Here is a 4,174-nt window from a genome sequence, read left to right as displayed (position 1 = left end):
CGTCCGTCGCCCACCATGAGGACCTGCTGGCGGCCGCTCCCGTGGCGCAGCCGGTCGCCCCGCCGCGCGACGATCTGCTGCAACCGGTCCCGCCGGCTCCGACCGCCGTGTTTGCGCCCACACCGCCGGCTGCGCCGCCATCGGCGATCTCACGCAGCCAGACCCAGCTCATTGCCGCGGTCAGGCACGCCATCGACGAGAATCGCCTCGACATCTACCTGCAGCCGATGGTGACGCTGCCGCAGCGCAAGGTGCGCTACTACGAGGCGGTGACGCGGCTGCGCGACGAGCGCGACCAGGTCCTTGCCGCCGACGATTTCATTGAGGCGGCCGAGGTCGGCGGCCTGATCGGCCGCATCGACCACATGGTGATGCTTCGCTGCGTCCAGGTGCTGCGCCGCCTGATGATCCGCAGCAAGGATGTCGGCGTATTCTGCAACGTCTCGGCCGCGACGCTGTCCAGCCCGCAGCACTTCACCCAGTGTCTCGACTTCCTCGAGGCCAACCGCGCGCTGGCCCCATCCTTCGTGCTCGAGTTCAAGCAGGCGACCTTCCGCAATCTCGGCCCGGTCGAAAGCGAGAATCTCGCGGCGCTGTCGCAGCGCGGCTACCGGTTCTCGATCGACCACGTCAGCGACCTCCGCCTCGAGCCGCGCGAGCTCGCCGATCGCGGCGTCCGCTTCATCAAGGTGCCGGCCGCGCTGCTGCTCGACGCCAGGCAAAGTGCGACCGCCGATATCGATCCCTCCGATCTGTCCGACCTGCTCGGCCGCTTCGGCATCGACCTGATCGCCGAACGGATCGAGGGCGAGCGCTCGGTGGTCGACCTGCTCGACTACGATGTCCGGTTCGGCCAGGGCTTCCTGTTCGCCCCGCCGCGGCCGTTGCGGCCGGAAGGGGCATCTGCTACCGCCGAGGCTCCGCAGACCAAGCCCCAGGACCTCAATGGCGCCGGCACTTCCGCACCCGTCTCCAGCCCCGCAGCGCAACCGCGCGCAACCGGCAGCGCCGCGCTGGCGCGCCGCGCGCTCGGGCCCAACTGACCGGCAGTTCGCATCATGACATCGCTGCGTTTCGTGGAGCGGCTGCGCGACCTCACTGGCGACGTCGACGTCGTGCTGTCGGACATCTGGGGCGTCGTGCACAACGGGCTCGAATCCTTTCCCGAGGCCTGCGAGGCGCTGCACACCTTCCGCCAGCAGGGCGGCACCGTCATCCTGATCACCAACGCGCCGCGTCCGGCCGATTCCGTGCAGCGCCAGTTGCGCAAGCTCGGCGTCGCCGACGAGATCTATGACGCGATCGTCTCCTCGGGCGACCTGACGCGCCACTTCGTGGCCGATCATCCCGGTCAGAAGATATTCTGGATCGGCCCGGAGCGCGACAGCTCGATCCATCGCGGCCTCGACGCCACCTTGGTGCCGCTGGAGCAGGCCGACTACATCATCTGCACGGGCTTGTTCGACGACGAGACCGAATCCGCCGAGGATTATCGCGACACGCTGCTGAAGGCGCTCGAGCGCAAGCTGACGCTCGTCTGCGCCAATCCGGACATCGTGGTCGAGCGCGGCGACCGGCTGATCTATTGCGCCGGCGCCATTGCCGAGCTCTATCGCGAGCTCGGCGGCGACGCGGTCTTCTACGGCAAGCCGCACCGGCCGATCTACGAGCGCGCGATGGCGCTGGCCGCGGAACGTCGCGGGCGTCCGACCGAACTCAGCCGCGTGCTCGCGATCGGCGATTCCGTGCGCACCGACCTCACCGGTGCTCACGGCTTCGGCATCGATCTCCTGTTCGTCACCCGCGGCATCCATTCCGAGCAGTTCGAAGGGATCGAGCAGCTCGACCCCGCCTCAGTGAAGGAGTTATTCGGCCATCCACCGCGCGCGCTGATGCGCGATCTGAAGTGGTAGCGGCCAACTCCGCAGGGGCGCGCTGCCAAAATATCGAAAACAACCCCATGCAAAGTAGCCCACGGCGCCCGGTGTTCGACCAGTCGCCTTGACACGTCGGGCAACTCAGGGCTACCCTTCTAATATTCCGAAATTGCGCGCGCGTAAAAACGCAAATGCCCGGGACATCTAGCGCGAAGACGCGCTTCGCGCTTCTGCCCGGGCATGACGAGATCTTCAGTCGGTGCGATGGACGAGCGTCTTACGCCGTCGCCATATCAGGGAATACCGCCTCGATCTTGGTCTTCAGCGTGGCGGCGTTGAACGGCTTGACGATGTAGTTGTTCACGCCGGCCTTCTTGGCCGCGATCACGTTCTCGGTCTTGGATTCCGCCGTGATCATGATGAAGGGCGTGGTCGCGAGATTGGGATCGGCGCGGACTTCCTTGAGCAGGTCGTAGCCGGTCATCGGCTCCATATTCCAGTCGGAAATCACCAGGCCATACTTCTTGCCGCGCATCTTGTTGAGCGCCGCAGAGCCGTCGGAGGCATCGTCGATATTCTCGAATCCAAGCTGCTTGAGAAGATTCCGGATGATGCGGATCATGGTGCTGTAATCATCAACCACCAGAACCGGCATGGACAAATCAACCGCCATCTTTCCCCCCAAAACCACAAACGCAACTTGGCTTCTGCACAAACGCAGCTTTCCGCCAACGACTAACAGCAGGCGTTAAACAGCGCGTTAACCGGCTGAATCCGGATTGTTACGGATTTGACGCGATTTTCGCTAAGCTTGACTTCCACGCCGCCGCCGCGTCACGGTCCGGCGCGCAACAATCATGCTTAAGAATCCTTGAAGAATACCTGACATGAGCACCGGCTTTACCGTTATCCGCGACAACACCCCCGAAAGCGCCATTCCGAAGGGCGCCGTGGTCGCGATGGGAAATTTCGACGGCGTCCATCTCGGTCACCGCGCCGTGATCGGCGCGGCGCTCGCGATGGGCAGAGCGCGCGGCGTCCCCGCGCTCGCCGTGACCTTCGAACCGCATCCGCGCAGTTTCTTCAGCCCGAACACCCCGCAATTCCGCCTCACGGACGAGACCAACAAACTGCGGCTGCTCGCGGCCACCGGGCTCGCCGGCGCCGTCGTCATGACCTTCGACAAGGCGCGCGCCGGGACCACGGCACAGGACTTCATTCACCATGACCTGATCGGCCGGCTCGGCATCAGCGGGATCGCGGTCGGCTACGACTTCCATTTCGGCAAGGGCCGGGTCGGCTCGCCGAGCCTGCTCGTTGCCGAAGCGCCGCGGCTCGGCATCGAGGTCGATGTGCAGGCCCATGTCGACATCGCCGAGCGCCCGGTCTCCTCCAGCGCGATCCGCATGGCGCTCGCCGAAGGCCAGGTCGACGACGCCACCACGATGCTGGGCGGACCGTGGTTCGTCACCGGCAAGGTGATCCACGGCGAGAAGCGCGGCCGCGACCTCGGTTACCCCACCGCCAATATCCGCCTCGACAAGCATTGCGGACTGAAGCACGGCATCTATGCGGTGCGGGTCGGCAAGGCCCAAAGCAAGGACAAAGGAAACGACAAAGTGCGGTTCGACGGTGTCGCAAGCTTCGGACGCCGGCCGACCTTCGACAACGGCGCGCCGCTGCTCGAAGTGTTCCTGTTCGACTTCAAGGGCGATCTCTACGACACGGTGCTCGATGTCGCCTTCATCAGTTTCATTCGCGAAGAGCTGAAATTCGACACCATCGAGGCGTTGATACGCCAGATGGATGACGACAGCGCCAAGGCGCGCGCGGCATTGGCCGCAGCGCCGGACGCGTTCACGCAGCTCGGAGTGATTGGTTGAAGACAGAAAAAGAGAAAATGCTGGCGGGCGAGCTCTATCGCCCGGATGCCGAGCTCGCCGCCGACCATACCGCGGCGGAACATTGGATGGCGCGCTACAACGCATCAGGCGCATCGTCCGCAGCCGAGTTGCACGCCCTGCTCTCCGCGCGCTTCCGCAAGGTCGGCAAGGACGCCGTGATCCGCCCGCCGTTCTTCTGCGACTACGGCAGCAATATCAGCCTCGGCGACGGCGTGTTCCTCAACTTCAATTGCGTCATCCTCGACGTCGTCGAGGTCGTGATCGGCGATCGCACCCAGATCGGGCCCGCGGTGCAGATCTATACCGCCGACCACCCGCGCGACGCCGCGACCCGGCGCGCCGGGCTTGAATTCGGCCGCCCGATCCGGATCGGCAGCGACGTCTGGATTGGCG

The 4,174-nt window shown here is 65.1% G+C and carries 5 protein-coding genes; 4 read left to right on the top strand and 1 reads right to left on the bottom strand.

The features are described from left to right. Positions 1 to 1,043, top strand: a 1,043-nt coding sequence (locus H8B02_RS45805; protein ID WP_229172292.1) for an EAL domain-containing protein, incomplete at its 5' end; no start/stop codon positions are given. A 15-nt stretch (positions 1,044 to 1,058) separates the two neighbouring features. Further along, positions 1,059 to 1,913 (top strand): TIGR01459 family HAD-type hydrolase, encoded by an 855-nt coding sequence (locus H8B02_RS45800; RefSeq protein ID WP_229172291.1) that lies wholly within the window; start codon positions 1,059 to 1,061, stop codon positions 1,911 to 1,913. Between the two features lie 241 nt (positions 1,914 to 2,154). Here H8B02_RS45800 and H8B02_RS45795 read toward each other — a convergent pair whose 3' ends face one another. Then, entirely contained in the window at positions 2,155 to 2,550 is a 396-nt protein-coding gene (locus H8B02_RS45795) for a response regulator (RefSeq protein ID WP_016844467.1), read from the bottom strand. A gap of 214 nt (positions 2,551 to 2,764) precedes the next feature. Between H8B02_RS45795 and H8B02_RS45790 the strand changes: the two genes are divergently transcribed. Together H8B02_RS45790 and H8B02_RS45785 are read left to right on the top strand one after the other, a co-directional pair. After that, entirely contained in the window at positions 2,765 to 3,760 is a 996-nt protein-coding gene (locus H8B02_RS45790) for a bifunctional riboflavin kinase/FAD synthetase (protein WP_229172290.1), read from the top strand. Positions 3,761 to 3,777: 17 nt separating this feature from the next. Continuing rightward, positions 3,778 to 4,174: sugar O-acetyltransferase (locus H8B02_RS45785; RefSeq protein WP_229172293.1), on the top strand; the 397-nt coding region annotated here is incomplete at its 3' end.

It is taken from the genome of Bradyrhizobium altum, from assembly GCF_020889705.1.
Classification (GTDB): domain Bacteria; phylum Pseudomonadota; class Alphaproteobacteria; order Rhizobiales; family Xanthobacteraceae; genus Bradyrhizobium; species Bradyrhizobium altum.
This window is presented reverse-complemented; position numbering and strand designations above follow the sequence as displayed.

Bases quoted from the DNA above. Each gene is read 5' to 3' on its own strand.
- H8B02_RS45800 (WP_229172291.1), top strand. From the start codon at position 1,059: ATGACATCGCTGCGTTTCGTGGAGCGGCTGCGCGACCTCACTGGCGAC.
- H8B02_RS45795 (WP_016844467.1), bottom strand. From the start codon at position 2,550: ATGGCGGTTGATTTGTCCATGCCGGTTCTGGTGGTTGATGATTACAGC.
- H8B02_RS45790 (WP_229172290.1), top strand. From the start codon at position 2,765: ATGAGCACCGGCTTTACCGTTATCCGCGACAACACCCCCGAAAGCGCC.